This is a genomic window from Commensalibacter nepenthis, from assembly GCF_029953305.1.
Taxonomy (GTDB): Bacteria; Pseudomonadota; Alphaproteobacteria; order Acetobacterales; family Acetobacteraceae; genus Commensalibacter; species Commensalibacter nepenthis.
Map to the genome: position 1 here is coordinate 998081 of NZ_JASBAN010000001.1, position 19398 is coordinate 1017478.

General features: G+C 38.8%; 19 protein-coding genes. 6 read left to right on the forward strand and 13 right to left on the reverse strand.

Annotated features, from left to right (window positions below):
* Window positions 1-215 precede the first annotated feature (215 nt).
* The 6 genes from QJV33_RS04600 to QJV33_RS04625 all read right to left on the reverse strand — a co-directional run bounded on the left by QJV33_RS04600 (window position 216) and on the right by QJV33_RS04625 (window position 4602).
* Window positions 216-2252, reverse strand: coding sequence for an NAD(+) synthase (locus QJV33_RS04600; protein WP_281462208.1), 2037 nt, complete (start codon window positions 2250-2252; stop codon window positions 216-218).
* Between the two features lie 56 nt (window positions 2253-2308).
* Complete coding sequence (locus QJV33_RS04605) at window positions 2309-2830, reverse strand: disulfide bond formation protein B (RefSeq protein WP_281462209.1); 522 nt, start codon at window positions 2828-2830, stop codon at window positions 2309-2311.
* Window positions 2831-2947: 117 nt separating this feature from the next.
* The gene (locus QJV33_RS04610) at window positions 2948-3481 is read right to left on the reverse strand and encodes a DUF2155 domain-containing protein (protein WP_281462210.1); all 534 of its coding nucleotides are present in this window, start codon (window positions 3479-3481) and stop codon (window positions 2948-2950) included.
* On the reverse strand, window positions 3478-3684 hold the full coding sequence (locus QJV33_RS04615; RefSeq protein ID WP_281462211.1) for a hypothetical protein: 207 nt from the start codon (window positions 3682-3684) through the stop codon (window positions 3478-3480). Before QJV33_RS04615 ends, QJV33_RS04610 begins: the two co-directional genes overlap by 4 nt.
* 11 nt (window positions 3685-3695) lie before the next feature.
* Window positions 3696-4217: an outer membrane lipid asymmetry maintenance protein MlaD gene (mlaD, locus tag QJV33_RS04620; RefSeq protein WP_281462212.1), complete on the reverse strand. Its 522-nt coding sequence runs from the start codon at window positions 4215-4217 to the stop codon at window positions 3696-3698.
* Window positions 4218-4233: 16 nt separating this feature from the next.
* Window positions 4234-4602 (reverse strand): NADH-ubiquinone oxidoreductase subunit NDUFA12 family protein, encoded by a 369-nt coding sequence (locus tag QJV33_RS04625; RefSeq protein WP_281462213.1) that lies wholly within the window; start codon window positions 4600-4602, stop codon window positions 4234-4236.
* 382 nt (window positions 4603-4984) lie between these two features.
* Between QJV33_RS04625 and QJV33_RS04630 the strand changes: the two genes are divergently transcribed.
* Both QJV33_RS04630 and QJV33_RS04635 read left to right on the forward strand, forming a co-directional pair.
* A complete protein-coding gene (locus QJV33_RS04630) occupies window positions 4985-6532 on the forward strand; it encodes a TSCPD domain-containing protein (protein WP_281462214.1) in 1548 nt (515 codons plus the stop codon).
* Window positions 6533-6543: 11 nt separating this feature from the next.
* Window positions 6544-7005: a RidA family protein gene (locus QJV33_RS04635; RefSeq protein ID WP_281462215.1), complete on the forward strand. Its 462-nt coding sequence runs from the start codon at window positions 6544-6546 to the stop codon at window positions 7003-7005.
* Window positions 7006-7080: 75 nt separating this feature from the next.
* Here the strand turns inward: QJV33_RS04635 and QJV33_RS04640 are convergent, their stop codons facing one another.
* The 4 genes from QJV33_RS04640 to QJV33_RS04655 form a co-directional block, all read right to left on the reverse strand.
* Window positions 7081-8397, reverse strand: a complete 1317-nt coding sequence (locus QJV33_RS04640; protein WP_281462216.1) for an APC family permease — start codon at window positions 8395-8397, stop codon at window positions 7081-7083.
* Window positions 8398-8446: 49 nt separating this feature from the next.
* A complete protein-coding gene (locus QJV33_RS04645; RefSeq protein ID WP_281462217.1) occupies window positions 8447-9268 on the reverse strand; it encodes a carbon-nitrogen hydrolase family protein in 822 nt (273 codons plus the stop codon).
* 174 nt (window positions 9269-9442) lie between these two features.
* Window positions 9443-9847, reverse strand: coding sequence for a hypothetical protein (locus tag QJV33_RS04650; RefSeq protein ID WP_281462218.1), 405 nt, complete (start codon window positions 9845-9847; stop codon window positions 9443-9445).
* Window positions 9844-10290: a MarR family winged helix-turn-helix transcriptional regulator gene (locus QJV33_RS04655; protein ID WP_281462219.1), complete on the reverse strand. Its 447-nt coding sequence runs from the start codon at window positions 10288-10290 to the stop codon at window positions 9844-9846. The genes QJV33_RS04650 and QJV33_RS04655 overlap by 4 nt, the downstream gene beginning before the upstream one ends.
* A gap of 123 nt (window positions 10291-10413) precedes the next feature.
* On the opposite strand from QJV33_RS04655, the gene QJV33_RS04660 reads away from it, so the two are divergent.
* Window positions 10414-12084, forward strand: coding sequence for a DUF4435 domain-containing protein (locus QJV33_RS04660; protein WP_281462220.1), 1671 nt, complete (start codon window positions 10414-10416; stop codon window positions 12082-12084).
* Window positions 12085-12136: 52 nt separating this feature from the next.
* On the opposite strand, the gene QJV33_RS04665 is transcribed toward QJV33_RS04660, so the two are convergent.
* A complete protein-coding gene (locus QJV33_RS04665) occupies window positions 12137-13366 on the reverse strand; it encodes a phosphoglycerate kinase (protein WP_281462221.1) in 1230 nt (409 codons plus the stop codon).
* 2 nt (window positions 13367-13368) lie between these two features.
* Window positions 13369-14388 (reverse strand): type I glyceraldehyde-3-phosphate dehydrogenase, encoded by a 1020-nt coding sequence (gap, locus tag QJV33_RS04670; RefSeq protein ID WP_281462222.1) that lies wholly within the window; start codon window positions 14386-14388, stop codon window positions 13369-13371.
* A gap of 491 nt (window positions 14389-14879) precedes the next feature.
* On the opposite strand from gap, the gene QJV33_RS04675 reads away from it, so the two are divergent.
* Complete coding sequence (locus QJV33_RS04675; protein ID WP_281462223.1) at window positions 14880-15329, forward strand: hypothetical protein; 450 nt, start codon at window positions 14880-14882, stop codon at window positions 15327-15329.
* A gap of 81 nt (window positions 15330-15410) precedes the next feature.
* Window positions 15411-16628, forward strand: coding sequence for a 5-aminolevulinate synthase (gene hemA, locus QJV33_RS04680; RefSeq protein WP_281462224.1), 1218 nt, complete (start codon window positions 15411-15413; stop codon window positions 16626-16628).
* A gap of 51 nt (window positions 16629-16679) precedes the next feature.
* Here hemA and QJV33_RS04685 read toward each other — a convergent pair whose 3' ends face one another.
* Window positions 16680-17483 (reverse strand): DsbA family protein, encoded by an 804-nt coding sequence (locus QJV33_RS04685; protein ID WP_281462225.1) that lies wholly within the window; start codon window positions 17481-17483, stop codon window positions 16680-16682.
* 173 nt (window positions 17484-17656) lie between these two features.
* Here QJV33_RS04685 and QJV33_RS04690 point away from each other — a divergent pair, with 173 nt between their 5' ends.
* On the forward strand, window positions 17657-19189 hold the full coding sequence (locus tag QJV33_RS04690) for a gamma-glutamyltransferase (protein ID WP_281462226.1): 1533 nt from the start codon (window positions 17657-17659) through the stop codon (window positions 19187-19189).
* Window positions 19190-19398: the final 209 nt, after the last annotated feature.

The window sequence follows — 19398 nt, forward strand, 5'->3', positions numbered from 1 at the left end:
ATCAGTGGGATGAATAATCTGGGTGTAAAATATAAATTTGGGATCAGCGTTCCTAAGAATATTGATACAGCTAAGGAATATTATACGCAGACCTACTTACACAAAAATCCAAAAGGATGTGACAATTTATAAAAAATTGAACAATTAATAATTTTTTTATATTCAACCTTTATACTATAAAGCAGCACACTCTTTACAGTATAACCGCAAACTCCTCAGCCCTCTGGCACATTCTCCAACAACTCTTTTACCCAAATCGTGGCATTTCCATCAGATGGAGCTCGCCAATCACCTCTCGGGGATAATCCTCCACCAGCAGAGACTTTGGGTGAATTCGGCATGGCGGAACGTTTAAATTGACTAAAAGCAAAGAAGCGTTTGACAAAAACCTCTAACCAATGGCGAATTTCTGATAGCGCATAGGCTTTCTTTTTCTCTTCTGGAAACCCTTCTAGCCACGTGCCTTTTTGGATGTCTGACCAAATAGAGTAGGATAAAAATGCTACTTTTGAAGGTTTTAATCCATAACGCAAAATATAATATAAATTAAAATCTTGCAGCGCATAAGGACCAATTTTTTCCTCTGTGCTTTGTAAATTTTTATTATCTTGAGATGGAATTAATTCCGGTGAAATTTCAGTATCCAAGATGCGTTGCAGGATTTCCCCTGCTTCATCAGAAAAGCGTTTTGATTGAATGACCCAACGAATCAAATGTTGAATCAAGGTCTTGGGCAACCCACCATTCACATTATAATGTGACATTTGATCGCCCACACCATAAGTGCACCATCCTAACGCCAACTCTGACAAATCACCAGTGCCAATTACAATCCCATGATGATGGTTTGCCAATCTGAATAAATAATCCGTTCTTAATCCCGCTTGCACGTTTTCAAAAGTGATATCATAAACCGCTTGACCTTCTGCATAAGGGTGCTTCATGTCTTGCAACATTTGCTCTGCTGCTGGACGAATATCCAAACATTCCCATTGAATGCCTAAAGTCTTCATCAACGCCTCGGCATTCTGTTTGGTTTCAGAGCCTGTCCCAAACCCTGGCATCGTATAGCCTAAAATCGCTTCCCTTCCCATTTGAAGCTCATCAACCACTTGGACTGCCACTAATAAAGCCTGTGTCGAATCAAGCCCACCTGAAATCCCAATCACTAATTTCTTTGCACCAATCGCTTGGATACGTTGTTTAAGCGCGGAAACTTGAATCATATAGGCTTCAAAACAATCTTGTTCCAGCCGTTGCATATCTGAAGGCACAAAAGGAAAACGCTCCAAAGGTCGCTTGAGCCCAATGATTTCAAATAAAGGATTCAATGTGAACTCAATTGTACGATATTGATAACGCGCAGATTCATTTTGATGAAAACTGCCCATTTGCAAGCGTTCTTGACGCAAAATATCCAGATCGATATCGGCAATTAAACATTGTTGACCTTCTGGAAAACGATCGCTTTGAGCCAAAATTTGTCCATTTTCAACAATTGATAATTGTCCATCCCATGCAATATCCGTTGAGGACTCCCCTTGCCCAGCTGCTGCATATAAATATGCACAAATCCCCCTGACAGACTGGGACTGACATAACAAAATACGCTTTTCCGCTTTACCAATCGTAATATTGCTGGCGGATAAATTGGCTATAACGGTCGCCCCTGCAATACAAGCATGACTGCTTGGAGGGATTGGCACCCATAAATCTTCACAAATCTCAATACCCATGACAAAATCAGGGTAATCTATGGCTGTGAAAAGCAAATCCACACCAAAAGGCACGCTTTCACCCAACAACATGATTTCTTCTTGTGAAATATGCTGCCCACTTACAAAGTGACGCGCCTCATAAAATTCACGATAATTCGGTAAAAAAGATTTAGGAACAACTCCTAAAATACACCCTTTATAAACCACAACCGCACAATTATATAAGGCACCTTTGACCACAAGCGGAGCACCAATCACTAAAACAGGCATTATCTCTTTGGTATCATTACAAATTTGCCCAATGGCTTTGATGGTGGATTCTAATAAAATTTGTTGTAATCTAAGGTCTTCAATAGAATAACCTGTCAAAGAAAGCTCGGGGAAAACGCATAAACCAGCACCTTGTTGACTGGCTTTGACAGCTAATTGAATAATATGTTGTGCATTCGCAAAAGGGTCAGCTAACTTCACAGGAAAATTACATGTCGCCGCTCTCAAGAAATTATGTTCATAAAGAGAATAAAAATTTTTCAAAAGAAGCTCTCCTAGAAGATAGAATAAGGCGAATTTTATACAGCTAAAACCAATAATTAACGGAATTTTCCAGAGTATTTTTTTTCAATTTGATTACTAATAAACACCCACATTAATAGGGCAAAAGAATAAAGCCCATTCATCATCGTCAAGGAAATAGGTAACCAATCAAACAAATAAGACGGCAAATCACAAGGTTTATGAGGGCGGTCGGGCATTTCCATAAAACGTGTTGCTAAATCTTGGGTGTTTCTTGCAATAGCATAACATTCTGGGAGTGGGCTAGCCCACCATCCTTCTTCCACCCCCACATGCACAAAAGATAGTCCCAAACTCGCCACTAAGATCAATACAATAATTGCTTTTACCCATGGAATCAGCTTACCACGTGCCAGCAACAAGAATATTCCTGCAACAATCAAAATACGATATGGCCAACGTTCCAACAAACATAAACCACAAGGAACCATATTCCATGTATTTTGTGCCAACCAAGCAAATCCCAAGGCAAACAGACCTGCACAAACCATAGAGATTCCCACAAGATTCTTGATATATTGTTGCTGTTGATGAGACACAAAAAGACACTTTCAGAATATAACCAATGATAGATTGTTGCATTTTACTATAAAACAATCCAATAGCCATCAAATAATATAATTCATTATATTATTTATTACATATTCCCTAGAATTTTAATGTTGAGATTGAATAGAACGTTCCAAAGATTGCTCTATATCATTCGGAGCATTTTGCCCTTTTTGCTCTGTCGTCGAACCAGATGGTGATTTTACGACAAGTGGTTTATTATCGATCTCACCTGCGCATCCCGCAATACTGACATTATAAAGCGGATGTTCAAATACAGAGACCCCAGGTTCTGCAACAAAAATCCATGCATTAAAAGGATTCATTGGCAGTTTGCTATCTTTAATTGTTACAAAAGCAGCACTGTCTGGGGATAAATTTTCAGGTCTTACAATACATTTACTGACGGAAATACTCAAGGTTTTGTATTCGACAGAACCACCTACAGGAATGGTTAATGTCGTAGCACTGGATTCCAGTTTATTTAAAACCCGGATTTTTGCTTTGGGTTGGCTATACCAAATATTTTCTGACACAGATTGTTTTTGAGGATCAGATGAACTATCCGAAGGAGCTGCATATGCGCTCATTCCCCCTATTGAAAATAAACATATGAATAAAACAACAGAACGCTTTTTCACACCACTGGACTCCGCAACTGATCCACTATTTTTTTTAATATATTCCGCATTTCCTGTTCATCGACCCCCATAATCATCGCATCCTCGAAAGTATCCTGCATCATTTGCTGTAATTCTGCATGATTTTCATTTAAAATTTTAATTTTTTCTTTGCACGCAACAGGTTCTTGATTGGATTGAAGCCATATAGGGTATTCGACCATTTTAATACTCTTTATTCTAATTTTGAAGAAGGAGTATCTCCTGTAGATTTTTGATCCGCTTTGGTTTTATTATCTGTTACAGAGAAAATAAATTTACTTAACAATTCTTGTAAACTGATAGATCCCTGCGTATGGGTCAAAAACTGTTCTGGTTTTAAAACCGCATCATCGCCACCAGGGGAGAGATCAATATATTTCCCACCCAATAAACTGTCACTTGTAATGACTGCAGCAGTATCAACAGGCAAACGAACATCGGGACGCACTGTAAACGTAACAGTCGCTTTATAATCTTTTGGGTTGACTTTTTCATGTGTTACTTGACCAATAGTAACCCCCGCCAGCTTCACATCTGATCCAACACTTAATCCATCAATATGTTCAAATGAAGCCTTTAAAGAATATCCGCCATCTTTACTTTGTCCATGACCAATAATGGCAAAAACAACACTGGTCAGGAATGCTGCAATAACAACAAACCCTGTAATGAGTTCAAAAACTTGTCGTGTGTTTTTTGAAGAAGTAACAACCATTATGAATAAACTCTACCTATTCCTCTGGGGACCAGCTTTCGTAATCTCCAGTTGCTTTTGCACGTTTCCCACCATCATAATCGCTGCCTTGAGGATGATATGCTTTGGCACTGCCTGTGGGGTTAGCATGATATGGTACTTGCCAAGGGTAACGTTTTGAAACAGGAACCGCAGCATCTGCACCATGATGCAACCATACCCACCATTCGGGAGGAACCGCAGAGGGATCCTCGCCTTTTTTATAAATAACCCAACGCTCATGACGGAGTTCCCCACCACCAAGGCGGTTTTGTTTACGGGATTCATAATACGAACGTCCGTCCGCATCTTTGCCAACCAAGCGTCCTTTAAACATCGTGTGAAGGCGTGTTCCAAATGTTGTCATGATCCTAGTTCAGTATATTTATCTATTAATAACGATTATTTCAAATTCTTGTATAGAATTCTCTTAGGTAAAAATATACCCTTTTCATCAAAAAAGAGCAAAAAACTTTTTTAATTAATTTTCTGGTCAATGTTGAAGCGTAAAACTTATCTTCTATTAGCAAAGCTTATCTATATCAAGAGGCTATAAAAATATTCATGTTAAAGCTGAACTTACATCAGTGTAACTTAATCCTTACCAAGGAAATAAATTTTATCCACAATATCCACTATATCCATAGGGCTGTATAAATTTTTACGTCATTATCCTGCTTATATTCCATAAAAAAAATAGTTAAACTTTACCTATTATGAAAGCACAACATCTTTGGAATGGCGTTAGGATGCGCAATCTGCACACTGCGATTGACCCCGATGCACCTTTATATTCTGTAACCATCCCAGAAGATTGGGAAAGCAACGCAGCAACGGCGATCCTTCAGCTATGCCCCGAGCATCAACTGGATGTATCCCCTATCAAAGCTGACGTTTTGACAGCAAACTGGCTGTTGCCTCTTTGCGAGCAAACGGATCAATTCACAGCGCATGATTGGGAAAAAATCCTATTACAAAGACAGGCTTGCCCAAATACCAGCATTTGGAAAAATGATACCAGCCAAAAATTGGGGATTACGATTAATTTAGCAGCCTTTGCATCTACTGAGACCGGATTTGATGCTCAATCCTATCGTCATGTATTGCAAATAGCAGTCGAAACACTGCGTATATTATACAGACAACAAGCCAACTTTATCAATGGTGAGCTTCCCTTTTTAGAACTAGCAGACTCTGTAAACGCTAAGAATGACGATCAACAATTAGAGCTGACCTCTCAACCGAGTGCGGGCATTCTTTATCTCTCTAATTTAGATGCGTGCTTGGCACAACTTGGCTTTGATTATGACAGTAATGATGGCAGAGATATTGCCTGTTGTTTAACCTGTTTTGCTACTTTATTAGCGAATGTAGGATGTGGGGCTGATTTCTTGCCTTTATCGCCTGATTGGAATGCATTACCAGAACTTGCTTCTACTGCAAAAGATATATGGGCGCTGGCTTCTGATGAACCACAATCTCGCCTAGAACGCATTGATACCAGCTTTTCCTTACCAGGAAATCCAACTGATTTATTACTGGGATCAGAAGCTTGTGGATTGGCACCGATTTTCTCTCCATTAAGAGAAGATGGATTGTTAAATTTTAGCACATTGGCACGATTAGCGCATAAAGGATTAACTTTAGAATCTGCCCTTGCAGCTTCTCTTGCTGGCGAGCAAGTCTTAACCCCACCGTCTATACAAGCACATTACGCCATGCACCAAGCTTTGGCTGGGTTTGTCACCCATATGACTGCCAGACCGCATCATATTACCTATCCTTTGTCTGCTAAAGCAATGCTAGCTCGTGGAACGAAAGTGCCACTTCCCCCACGTCGCAAAGGAATTACACAAAAGGCAAGTATTGCTGGACGTGGATTATTCTTACGCACAGGGGAATATGAAGACGGAACCCTTGGGGAAGTCTCTATTGCTGCGACAAAAGAAAGCGCAATGGTCAAAGGGTTATTGGATAGTGTCAGCCAAGCGGTCAGTATTGGTTTGCAATATGGTGCCCCTTTGAAAGAATATGTTACACAATTTGCCTATAGTCGATTTGGAATTGCTGGCACTGTAGAAGGCGACCCCAATGCGCTTTATGCCACATCATTCTTGGATTATAGTTTCAGGGTGTTATCAGATATTTATTTAAATGAACCCCTTGCTGATGCGCCCAATAATTTACATGTTGGTGAGGATATGGTTCCTATGTTACCTTTGGAATTACCAGAGGATGATGAAACGCCACCTTCTTCCCCACATCCTCGTAATCGCAAATTCAAATTGGTTAGTTAAAGGAAAGCAGTATGTCAACCATACAAGAACGCCTGAAAGCATTAAATATCACTCTACCAACCCCTGCTGTACCCGTAGCAAATTATTTGCCAACCGTGCAAACTGGAAATAATTTGATTATTTCTGGTCAGCTTCCTTTGATAGATGGAAAATTATTTGCAACAGGGTTATTAGGCAAAGAAGTTGACATTGAAATAGGTGCCAAAGCAGCCCATTTTTGTATGATTAATATTCTTGCACAAGCTCAAGCTGCTGTCATTGACTTGGAAAAAGTCAAAAGATTGGTTCGTCTTGGCGGTTTCATTGCCAGCACTCCAGAATTCACACAACAAGCTGTTGTCATGAATGGTGCATCTGACCTTGCTGTAGAAGTTTTAGGCGATGCGGGTCGTCATGCACGCTCTGCATTCGGAGTTGCTTCATTACCGATGAATGCTTGTGTTGAAGTCGAAGCATGGTTCGAATTAAAATAGTTCATCTAACTATTCTGATATTTTAAAAGCCCTTTATCGTTATAATAAAGGGCTTTTTTGTATGATAAATCTCAATTAATCAAATTTCATTTCTGGTGGATCTTTTTTAAACATATCCGTTAAAAATGCTAAATAGATAATGCCAAGACATAACCATATAATCCCCAAAGTAAATGCCCATTTATCCAGACTGATGAATAACCAAAAAGTTGTTATTAATCCTATTGCTGGGAAAATAAGATAAGACGCAATTTTAAGCCCTGAACGTTGTTTTTCCCTGACCCAAAAATGATTAATCACCGATAAATTAACAAATATAAATGCTAAAAAAGCACCAAAATTAATAAAAGAAGCTGCGGTCAAAACATCTATTTGCGTGCCAATTAATGCAATCACCCCGCATAAAAGAATATTATTTGCTGGCGTAGAAAAGCGATTGTTTAATTTTCCAAAAAAATTCTGTGGAATAACATTATCTCTACCCATCGCATATAATAAACGTGATGCGCTTGTTTGTGCAGAAACACCAGAGGCAAACTGTCCAACCACTAAACCAATTAAAAAGAACGAAACAAATATATCCCCACCGATTTTCTTGGCAATCTCCATCGCCGCGGAATCAATATGTTCAAAAGCAAAAGATGGGTGCGCTAATTGCACAAAATAAGACGTGACAATAAAAAGCGTGCTCCCCGCCAACGTCACCAAAATAATCGCTCTTGGAATGGTTTTTTGTGGGTCTTTCGTTTCATCGGCAAGTGTTGTTACTGCATCAAACCCAAGAAATGAATAACAAGCCACCGCACCCCCTGCCAAAATATAGGATAAATGCGCGTATTCATTCCAAAATGGTTGTAACGAAAATAAAGGTTTTGTTCCGTCAGTGGTTACATAGTGAATACTCAAAGCGATGAACGCAACAATGATTAAAATTTGAATAATCATTAAGAGGCTATTCACGCTTTTGGCAAATTCCAATCCAATTACATTAATCACTGTTGTCACAACAATAAAAGCAATGAGCCAAATGCTCAAAGAAATACTGGGGAACGCATCATGCAAAAAAGAAGCACCGATAAGCCATATCACCATTGGAATAAAGAAATAATCCAGTAAAATAACCCATCCAGCAAGAAACCCCAACTTGTTGCTGATTGATTTACGAACATATGTGTAAGAAGAACCCGCAACGGGATAGGCTTTTGCCATATGGCTGTAACTTAATGCGGTAAAAAACATAGCCACAGAGGCGGCCAAATAAGCCATCGGGACATTGCCTTTGGTTTGATTAGCCAATTCACCAAAAGTCCCCAGCACAATAATCGGAGCCATATAAGCAACTCCGAACAAAACCACTGCTGCTAATGAAAGAGTTCGTGTTAAATGAGGCACAATTTCTTTTCCTAAAAATTATATTGTTTAAAAAGAAATCCAAGAATAATTAGGAAATAATCCAGTCAGAATTCTTGGCATGATGATGTATTTTTTGACCCGTTATTTTAATCCTGCGTTCTTTTAAATAATTAAATTCAGTTTCAAATTGAGTCATTTGTTTGGGGTCAATCTTCATTTTGATGCTACACTCCTCACGTCCAGCCTCGCACAGTAAATGTCCCATTGGATTCACCATACAACTGCCACCATGGAAAACTAAGCCATCATTTCCCAACCCCACTCGATTGGTCATGACAGCAAACATATGATTCTCTTGCGCTCTGGCCATTATTGCTGTGCGGTGGGTAGACCCATAGGGATCCATATTGCCATTCGTGACAATTAGTAATTCTGTCCCCAACTCTCCCAAAGCACGAGCAGATTCTGGATATTCGATATCAAAGCAAATCAAGAAACCAATCTTGACCCCTCTCCACTCAACGCAACTATAACGATCCCCCGCATCAAAAATACCGTGGTCGGTCAACCATAAATGCGTTTTACGGTAATAGGCTAATAATCCATCCTCTGGAGTAATAAACACAGTGGTATTATAAAATGTACCCTCGTGCTCTTCTGCCATACCCATCGCAATGGCGACATTTTTTTCTTTGGAAAGCGTTTGTAATGTTTGAATATTAGAGCCATTTAAAGGCTGTGATATTGCTTTTAAATTTTCTTTGGTTGGAAAACCACTTAAATATGTTTCAGGGAAAATGATTAAATCCGTTGAAGCTGAACAATTCATAATCGCATAGCATGCTTTATTTAAATTATATTCAAGATCCCCGTCTTTACATTCCAGTTGGGCTAATTCAATTTCAATCATGTTATTCTTACTATTTTACTATAATTATAAAAAATACATTTTTATAATAACAAACCATCCTTCTATAGTAAGAATAAAATATAATATTTCAAAAGTAATATTTACGTGTCACTTATGAAACATACTCTCTTATTTATTTTTTAACTAATCTTATCCCTGCACGTATATTCAAAATTAATAAGCAAATATTCGCGCCCCACCTACAATCAATTCAACCAGTTGTATCAGGATGAAAACGAGATCAAATTGTTCATGTATTGCAAGATATCGCAAGTAAAATGCACACGGAATTAAAACCACCAACCCATTCAAAGTAATGAATGGCATGCTTTTTTTCTCACTTTGAAGCATAGGGTGATCGCTTTTTCCTGCCATTGTAAACCCAGTTCCTCCGACGACCATAAGAGCGGGAATAAGGATAATAAAACCATAAGGAATCAGATATTTAACCATTTTGATATTGTTAATATCCCCTATTAGCTCTGAAAGAACCGTTGAGAACCAAAACACTAATAGAATCATCAACGCAATGCCTCCAGCAATCCGATGCACAAGGGATAAACACTGTTTCCTAGTCATTTCATGGTCTCACTCTTCGTAATAATATTCGTTAAAACATTGACTGTACTATCAAGATCATGTGGATTTAGGTCTTCGAAAATAGCCGTTGCCATTTTCTCCCATTCTGTATTGATCGCATCAAAGGCTTTTTGACCTAAATTTGTCAATTGAAACAGTGAGGATTTTTTGTGCGCAGGATTATGAAGCTGTTGGATATACTCCAGTTTCAACAACTCATCGATGGTTCGTTGCACCGCTTGGCGTGTTAATCCCATCAAGCGAGCAATGTGAGGCACGGTCAATGCTGTATTTTCCAGCCGAATTGCGCCCAGAACTTTCCATTTTGATGTCGTCAACCCATGCTCAGACGCCAACTGATCGCCGATCAAGCTGATATCGTGATAGGCTCTGAAAAGTCCAATAATAATTTTATTTTGTTGAGAGATAGTTTTTATTGTCATAATGACAACAAATTAACAATATGACAATATATTGTCAATATATCTATACTAGTAATAATGTTGAAAAAGATTCGAAATTTATAATAACATTAACAAAAACATTATTATAAAAGGAACGTAAAATTGAATCAGTCTGATGAAAGGAAACTAGCTCCACCAGCATCTACTACTCAAGTGGATAAAAATGCCAAATTATTTACTATTAAACTTCCCAAAAAAGGCGCTTTACAAGAGATCGACACACCTCAAAGTCTGCTATTTATTGGGGCGAATGGCTCAGGAAAAACCCGACTTGGGGCATGGATAGATACTGAATCCAAACAAAAAGAGCGTGTTCATCGCATTTCTGCTCAAAAATCATTGGCAATGCCTGATGATACCCAAATAACTTCAGCCCAAAACGCAATAGACGAATTATATTTTGGTGGAAAGGAGGAATACAGAAAACAAAATAAGTCTAATTTTCGTTGGAATAGTAAGCCTGCTATAACACCATTAGATGATTATAAAAAGTTACTAACTTATCTCTTCTCTGAACATGCTGAAAAAAGCATTCAGTATTTACAAGAATCAAAAAAATCTACTCAAAAAGTTGAACCTCCAATTACTAATATTGACAAAGTTCAAAAAACTTGGGAGAAATTTTTACCTCATAGAGAACTGATTATTGGTAATGCAAAAGTCCAAACAAAAATCAAAGGATCTGAAAGCAACGTTTATAATTGTTCGGAAATGAGCGATGGGGAACGTGTTATCTTTTATCTGATTGGTCAATGCCTTGCCGCACCCGAAAATGGAATTATCATTATTGATGAGCCAGAAATTCATTTACACAAATCTATCCAAGTGCCATTATGGCGAGAAATAGAGAGCCTACGACCAGATTGCTTATTCATATATATGACGCACGACGTTGATTTTGCCGCTGCTTTCTCTGACGCTAAAAAGATTTGGCTCAAAAACTATGATGGCAAATCTTGGGATTGGGAAGAAATTCCAGATGTAGCTGGTTTACCAGAAGCTTTGTTAATTGAAATTTTAGGCAGCAGAAAGCCTGTTGTTTTTGTAGAGGGCGAGAATGGTAGTTATGATGCCTCTCTATATCGGGCTTTGCTGGATGATTTTCTTGTCATTCCTAGCGGTTCCTGTAGCCAAGTTATTCAAAAAGTAAAGGCTTTAAAAGAGAGTTCTCAATTACATCATATGGAAGTCTTTGGACTTATTGATCGAGATCGCCGTACAGCAGCAGAAATTACATCGTTAAAAGATAGTGGTATTTATACACTTGAGGTCGCAGAGGTTGAAAATTTGTTCTGTGTTCCAGAGATTATCACTTTAATTAGTGAAAAATTTGAGAGAAACCCAAATGAAGATAAACAAGCTGTTGAAAAATTTATAATTAAAGCAGTAAAATCTGAATTAGAAACGCAAATCTCTTTGCAAGTTGCTGGTGAGATTAAATATCAACTTAATTGCTTTAATGAAAAAGCAAAAGGTATTGAAGGTTTAACACAAGCGCTTGAGACACTAACATCCAATATTAAAAATAAAATAGAAAAATTTTATAATAACCTTTCATCTCAGTTTAATGAAGCGATAGATACTCATAATTATTTGCTGCTGTTAAAGCTTTATAATAGAAAAAGCCTTGCATCTCAAGTCAGTGAATGTCTAGGTCTTTCTAACGGTGAGATACAGACTCTTGTACTTAGAATGGTAAAAGGTAAAAATTCATCTAAAGTAAAAGAAGCTCTCAAACCTTATTTTGGTGAATTTGCCAGCAAAATTAAATGATAATTTTTTAATAATAAAAAAGGGCTGAGATAACTCAGCCCTTTTTTATATCCTATAAAGGAATGGTCTCTCTAGCCAATGTTGTCAAGGCAACAATGCCAGGAAGGGCTTTACCCTCTAGCCATTCTAGGAATGCTCCACCAGCGGTGGAAACATATGACATATCGTGGATTACGCCTGCATGTTTTAATGCAGAAACTGTATCCCCACCACCAGCAACGCTTTCTAATTGACCAGCTTTGGTTAATTTTGCAGCTTCTTGAGCCACAGCGTTGGTTGCTTTGTCAAATGGTGTAAATTCAAATGCACCCAAAGGTCCGTTCCAAACCAATGTTTTTAATTCGGTCAGTGCTTTGTTCAACAATTCAACGGTTTTAGGACCAACGTCCAAAATCATTTGATCGTCAGGCACAACACTCACATCAACGATTTGAGTTGCTGGGTCATTTTTTAATTCAGCTGCAACCACAACATCTACAGGAAGCAGGATTTTACATCCTTTTTCTTTTGCTTTTGTCATGATGTCACGGGCTGTATCGTGCATTTCTGCTTCTTGTAATGACTTCCCCACCTTTACGCCCTGAGCCGCAAGGAAAGTATTCGCCATTGCCCCACCAATAACCAATACGTCAACTTTAGCAATCATATTGGATAAAAGGTCAAGTTTTGTAGAAATCTTTGAACCACCTACAATCGCACCAACTGGACGTTTTGGGTTTTCTAATGCACGGTTAAGCGCATTGAGTTCTGTTTCCATTAAACGACCCGCAAACGAAGGAAGATATCTTGTCACGCCTTCCGTTGACGCATGAGCACGATGAGCCGCAGAGAACGCATCATCAACATAAATATCAGCCAACGAAGCCAAATCTTGGGACAAGGTTAGATCGTTCTTTTCTTCACCTACATGGAAACGAGTATTTTCAAGTAAAAGAACATCGCCGTCTTTCATTGCATCCACTGCCTTTTGAGCATCTGGACCAATACAATTATCAGCAAAAGCAACTGGCAGTTTGATAATAGAAGCCAATGCCTCGCCTACTGGACGAAGAGACATTTCAGGAACCACTTTGCCTTTTGGACGTGCAAAGTGACTGCACACGATAACTTTTGCACCTTTTTTGACAAGCTCTTGAATAGTCGGTGCTAAACGCTCTAATCTTGTTGTATCAGAGATTTTGCCATCATGAACGGGGACGTTCAAATCCCCGCGCAATAAGACTTTTTTACCTTTACAATCAGCAAGATCATCAAGCGTTTTAAATGCTTTTTGATCGACCATGATTATTTGCTTCCTAATAATACTGCTGTATCAGACATACGAGTAGAGAAGCCCCATTCGTTATCATACCAACCCGCAACACGGATCATTTTGCCACCGTCGATAAACCCTGTTTGAGTTGCATCAAAGGTTGAAGATACGAATGTGTGGTTGAAATCAGAGCTAACCAATGGTTCATCATTATAAGCAAGGATACCTTTTAACGCACCTTCAGCCGCTTTTTTGAAATGTGCGTTCAGTTCTTCAATTGAACCAGGAATTTTGCTCGGCACGAATTCAAGAGCAACATAAGAAACATTAGGGGTTGGAACGCGAATAGCAATACCGTCCAATTTTCCTTTTAATTCAGGAATAACCAAAGCCACGGCTTTAGCAGCACCTGTGGTTGTTGGGATGATATTTTGAGCCGCAGCACGCGCACGATGTAAATCTTTGTGCAATGTATCAACGGTGCGTTGATCGCCTGTATAAGAGTGGATGGTAATCATGCTACCAAATTCAATTCCAACAGTGTCTTGTAATACTTTTGCAATCGGAGCAAGACAGTTTGTTGTACAAGAAGCATTAGAAATCACAGTCATATCACCTGTGATAACATGTTGGTTCACACCATAAACAATTGTTGCATCTACTTCTTTAGCTGGCGCAGAGATCAATACTTTACGAGCGCCTGCTTTTAAAAGTTCGCTCGCAGCTGCTTTGCTTGTAAATAAACCAGTACATTCCATAGCAACATCAACACCTTGCAGCGGTAATTTGCTTGGATCTCTTTCAGCTGTGATTTTAATTGGACCAAAAGTTTGACCTGCATGTTTAATGGTCATGGTATTGTTTTCAACGGTAATATCCGCAGGCAAACGACCGTGAACAGTATCATATTTCAACAGATGTGCGTTTGCTTCTGCACTACCAAGATCGTTAATCAATACGACTTCTACATCTGTACGACCTTTTTCAATAATACTACGTAGTACTAAACGACCAATACGACCAAAACCGTTAATTGCAACTTTAATAGCCATGATTATAAAATCTCCTTAAGATATATTAAGTTACTCAGAACTTAAAAACACGTTCTGTAAATTTATCAAGCTTTCAATATCATACTCAAATTTTGAAAATCCGTCACAATTTTTTAATGAATTTAAGGTTAAAAATTTACATTTTTTCGTCATTTGAAAATTCTTGATTTTCTAGAAATAAATTAGTCTGAGAGCCTTATTGTAAACTTGTCAATAATTTTTTGATTAAAATCGAAAATTATAAAGCACAGCCATAGTTACACGATTTTTTTACAAATAGAAGATTGTATTAAATTTTATAATTTCTTATGATGGTAAATCTGTGTGTAGTTTATGCTGATATCGTTAAATTATTTTTAATTTCATGTTTATTTTACAGGCAATCTTCTTTTGAATATGATAAAAGCAAAATTCTAAGTGCATAACTTAGCTAAGCTCCTCTTTTTTAAAAAGAACTCTTCAGTCAAGATCGTTTGTAAATAGTATAAAACATGACCAGATATTCTCAATTAATTCTTGGCACCAGTTGTCTTTTGATGCTGGGTGCTTGTCAACTTATTGACCAAAGAACCTTTAACCCCAGTGCGGGGCGCAAACCTGTTCCATATGTTCCGCCTGCACCTCCGGCACCACCTCCACCGGCACCGCCAATTGAAATTGTGCAAGGAACGCCTGCTGAACAATGGGCAAAACCTTTACGCAGCTTGGTCAAAGATGCTTTACAAAGAAAATCAGATGCCATGTTTATTGTAACGATTTTAACTCCTATTTCTCAGAGCCCAGACGCACAACAAGAACAAATGCAAAAAACAATCCAAGAGAATGCTGCAGATGTTGCAAACGCCATCGTCAAAGCAGGGGCAAGACCAGAACAAGTCCATATGGTTGCCAAAGCAGATGGTTCAGTTCAGAAAAATGTGGTTCAAGTAACGATTCAATAACATACTATTTAATAATAAAGAGCTTTACATCGTTATGCACTTGGAAAAGAGTCTTTATTATCTTTATAGGAGTAAGCTTCAGTGACAGAGCATGCGAGATCAGCGCATCCTTTTTACGCATATTGTCAGACCGCATTACAAGAAATCGAAGAACAAGGACGTTATCGCAGATTTACTTCGTTAAGCAGACGATCCACAGAATATCCTGTATACGATCAAGGAAATATAAAACAACCTGAAAAACCCGTTACCGTATGGTCGTCTAATGACTATTTGGGAATGGGTGTTGAACCCGAAGTCATGAACGCTGCCATCGCCGCGATCCAAGAATATGGTGCAGGCTCTGGCGGAACCCGTAATATTGCAGGAACACATCCTTTACATGTGGCTTTAGAAGCTGAATTAGCAGACTTACACGGGAAAGAAGCTGGCTTATTATTTGTATCTGGTTACGTTTCGAATCACGCAAGTTTACAAACGATCTTGAATAGTATGTCTGGCGAATGGATTACTTTTTCAGATCAACAAAACCATGCATCGATGATTGCTGGGATCAAAGGCGCAAAAAAATCACAATGCATCATCTTTAAGCATAATGATTTAATTGATCTAGAGGAAAAACTGGCTTCAGCCCCTACCACAGCACCTAAACTCATCGCTTTTGAAAGCGTTTACTCTATGGATGGCGATATTGCTGACATTGGAGCAATTTGTGCATTAGCACGCAAATATAATGCGCTAACTTATTTAGATGAAGTCCATGCCGTTGGCCTTTATGGCAATCAAGGCGGTGGTATTTCTGAACGAGATCAAGTTGCGGATCAAGTCGATATTATCGAAGGAACCCTAGCCAAAGGCTTTGGCGTTCATGGTGGATATGTTACTGCCAAAAAAGAAATTATTGAATATTTAAGGTTGGCAGCTTCTGGGTTTATTTTCACCACTGCTTTGCCTCCATCAATTGTTGCGCCAGCCTTGGCCAGTATCAGACTTGTTCGCCAACAACAATGGCGCCGCGAGAAATTATTTGAACGCGTCCATAGTTTCCAAAAGAAATTAAAAGCAGCTGGGATCCCCTTCATAGAAACAGAGAGCCATATTGTACCTGTTATGATTGGGGATGCTGAACGTTGTAAAGAAATCAGCAAACGCTTGTTAGAAGAATATTCTTTATATGCAACCCCAATTAATTATCCAACCGTTCCAAAAGGAACAGAAAGATTGCGCCTGACCCCTAATCCATTCCATACAGATGCGATGATGGACGAGATGGTTCATGCGTTAAAAGCACTTTTATAAACTATAAAGGCGACTATCTCTTTTGAGTTAGTCGCTTTTTCTAGCTAAACGCTATTGAGTAATTGAATTACTTTCAGCAGGTGCCACAGCTTTATCTTTTAAAATCGTCTTTAATGTATCATAACTGACCGCACCAGGAATGATCTTGGATGCATTAATAACCAAAGCTGGTGTTCCATCAATTCCTAGGTCTCGTAATAATTTTACATTATCTTCTAAAGCTTGGGTTACAGAGGCTGCTTTCATATCTTGAATCAAACGATCACCATCAAGCTTTTGTTGTTTAGCAATTGCTTTAATGGTGTCTTCGGTAATTTCTTCTTTGGAATCCATAATTGCTTTCATCATTACAACATAGCCATTTTGACGTGCAGCCGCAGCAATTGCTCTGGATTGCAGAACGCTATTTTCACCAAGAATAGGCACAACTTTAAAGATAATTTTTACATTTTTATCTTCTTTGGCTAGTTGAACCAATTCTGGAAGCACTTTTTTACAATATGGGCAGCGAGGATCGTAAAATTCTACAATTGTATTTTTGGCATTCGGATTGCCAATTATACCATCAGTTGACAACACATTGTTCAAAACATTTTTCTTGTCAGCAAGTGTTTTCGTTGCAGATTCTGCTTTTTGTTGTGATCTGGCTTTCTGAGCTGACACCACAGCATCTTCTAAAATAGAAGGATCGTTTTTCAAAGCATCACGAACGATAGAAACAATTTCTTTACGTTGTTCTGGACTGAAACTATTTACACTTTGTGCATGAGCAGAAAGCGACGCAAATGCTACACCTGATAATAAAGTAAGCGATAGTGGCAAATAAAAAAAGCGCTTTAACGGCGACAATATCATTCAAAGTCTCCTGGAATACAAAAGTAAATTTATTTTAAGTTATATAACATTATACAGGATTATCCTTGTTATGTTATAAAAAAAAACTTATCAATAGAATTGGTATTCTATTTGCTATTTATGGTAAAGTTTAAACCTGATTTTTATCTGGTTATTCATCGGAGAGCAACCGCGTGTCTAAGCGTCATCATACCTTGTATAGTCATTCTTATTCAAAGGCTTGTACCTTTTTAAAACAGCCTGTTCATTCTTTTCAAACCAACAATACCTGGTTGAAAAAAACAGGAACAATAGCTTTGTGCTCAATCCTGGCTTTGTCTGTTACTGCCTGTGGTGGTGGCAATACAGGACATAAAGCACTCAAAAACGAAGCCATGCAAGACCGTGTTACAGGATATGTGGGAAGCATTGCTGCGGATGAACCCCAAGCTGCAATGGTTGCTCGAGACGTTTTAATCAGAGGGGGCAACGCTGCTGATGCTGCGGCTGCACTGGGCTTTGCATTAACGGTAACCCTTCCTTCTCGTGCCTCACTGGGTGGCGGTGGTGCATGTATCGCCTATCGTCCAGAACAACCTGCGCAATCGTTTCTGTTCCTGCCACAACCAGGGACAACCAAAGGAAACGCGGATCGACCAGCAGCAATCCCCATGATGGCACGTGGATTATATTTACTGCAAGCCAGCAATGGTAAAGCCGATATCAATGATATTTTACAAGTTACCAGTAATTTAGCAGCCAATGGTGTCACTGTTTCCGATATTTTTGCCAGTGATCTAGCCTCTGTTCAAGGGCCATTATTCCAAGACCCTGCAATGCAAAAATTATTTACCCGCAGAGACGGTACAACTTTACAAGCAGGTGATATGTTATATCAACCCCGTTTGAAAATCATTTATGATCGTTTAACCACCGCTGGAATCTCTGATTTATATATTGGCTCTTTGGCACACAGCTATATACTCGGGGCACAAAATGCAGGGGGTGGATTAAGTGGGGCTGGCTTCAGAAATGCTCTGCCTTCTACAGCGCCTGCCTTATCCCTTTCGCTCCCAAACAAAGAAACGCTCTATTTAGTGTCCCCGCCTGCTGATGGTGGTCTGGGGATGGGAATGGCTTGGAAATTACAACAAAGCAATGCTTTAACCACGTCACAAGGAACTGTTGCGTCATGGCGTGCCAGTAACCCCGTTTCTTTCAGTCAAAAAGACATTCTAGCGCAAGAAGAAAAAGCACAATCTTTATTAAATGCAGGTCAAGCGGGCAATGGCACTTTGCCATCATTACCCGCATCAACCTCTTTTACAGTTGTGGATAGAAACGGAGAAGCTGTTTCTTGTGCGTTAACCATGAATAATTTATTCGGAACGGGTCGTATTGCAGGAACAACAGGGATCGTAATGGCTGCATCCCCCAATGCTACACCACAACCTTTATTAACAGCAGCGATTGCGACTTATAAAAATCGCTTTCTTGCTGCAATCAGTGCATCTGGACAAAATGACGCCGCTGCCGCTGGTGCAGAAGCCTTAAATAACTTACTTGGCTCTGGTAAGAATAGCAAAAATTCAGCTATTGCACATGCTAATACACCACAAGGGCGTGTGAATGCAGTCTATTGCCAAGATGGACTACCAGGAAATACCAATAAATGCCGTGCTTATACAGACCCTCAAGGAGCAGGGTTGGCTTTAAGTAAAAGATAAGCATTCATATAATTTATATCCTCTTTCAATGTCACTTTTTTATTACAGAAAGTGACATTAATATGCTCAATATTTTAAATTTATTGCCATTCTAAATATTACAGTGAACATATTGTTACCTATGTAATATCATACAAAATCAGTATAATGATGGTACTTATATTTATTCCTCTCACGGCACTAAAATCCTTTTAGTATCACTTTTGCAA